The organism is Bacillus cereus group sp. BceL291, assembly GCF_051776705.1.
Taxonomy (GTDB): Bacteria; Bacillota; Bacilli; order Bacillales; family Bacillaceae_G; genus Bacillus_A; species Bacillus_A cereus.
In genome coordinates, this window is record NZ_JBPWAP010000219.1 from 1 (window position 1) to 1,288 (window position 1,288).

Below are 1,288 nucleotides of genomic sequence, written 5' to 3' on the forward strand. Positions count from 1 at the left end.
TGGTATTATCCCCTATAGGTAGACAGTAAAAAAAGAGTCCATCTGATATGATGGACTCAATACTGTTTTATCTGGAGGGGATTTTTTTATGGCAAGAAAAGGACAATCATTTCAAAAATATACAGAAGAACTAAAGCGAGAAGCAGTTCGTCTTCGATTAGAAGAGAGAAAATCATTGCGAGAAATTCGTGAACAACTCGGTGTGAAGAGCGATGCCCAGATTATTGAGTGGGTAAAACGTGCGCAACAGGGGGAGTCCTTTGATGATCAACGTGGTGTCTGGAATCGAAAGAATTTTAATAGTCTAGAAGAAGAAAATGCTTATTTGAAGGCACAGGTTGAGTATTTAAAAAAGCGCAATCCAAATCTACACGGGAAGGAATGGTCCTAAAGAAAGAACGATTTTCTCTTATCGATTCATTACGCCAAGCCTATCCACTCCGATGGTTGCTTCAAATCGCGGAAGTTTCTAAGGCTGGCTACTATAAATGGCGGAAATATCATAACGTGCAGCGTTTACGTCAGAAAAGGGATATGTGGCATAAAGAACATATTTTATCTATTCATCGTCAGCACCCTTACTATGGGTATAAACGTATGACTCGTGCTTTGGCTCGAGAAGGAATGGTAATGAATCATAAACGTGTTCGTCGTCTTATGAGAGAGCTGGGTATTCAATCTATCATTCGAAAAAAACGTCCGTTTTATGGAAGAAAAACATCTGTGGTATTTAAAAATCATTTGAATCGAGAGTTTCAAGCTGAAAAGCAAAACCAAAAATTCGTAACAGATATTACTTATGTACGAATCGGAGAACAATTTGCCTATTTGTCAGCTGTGTTAGATCTATACAACAATGAAATTGTTGCCTGGAAGCTATCTTCAAGAAATGATTTAGATTTGGTTTTAACTACATTACGTCAATTAGAAGGAAAGTCATTAACTACTAAGCCCCTTTTCCATTCAGATCAAGGGTTTCAATATACATCTAAATCCTACGCAAAACAGTTAGAGAAATTAGGATTTGTCGGTAGTCATTCTAGACGTGGAAACTGTTTTGATAATGCATGTATCGAATCATTCTTCTCACATTTAAAAACAGAGAAGTTGTATTTAGTGCGCCCAAAAACATATGAAATGGCCTACCGAGCAATTCAAGAATATATTCAATTTTATAATACAGAAAGATTCCAAGAAAAACTTCACGGCCTTTCCCCGATAGAATATCGGGAAAAGGCCGTGGCATAATACTCTTTTTATTACTGTCTACTTGACAGGGAGATGACCA

1 protein-coding gene is annotated in these 1,288 nt (G+C 37.2%); it reads left to right on the plus strand.

The features are described from left to right. The first annotated feature begins 88 nt into the window (after positions 1-88). A protein-coding gene (locus tag ACS2CR_RS34165; protein WP_085963705.1) for an IS3-like element ISBth8 family transposase occupies positions 89-1,248 on the plus strand; the annotation gives its coding sequence in 2 pieces (ribosomal slippage) (positions 89-347 and positions 347-1,248; 1,161 coding nt in all). Positions 1,249-1,288 lie beyond the last annotated feature (40 nt).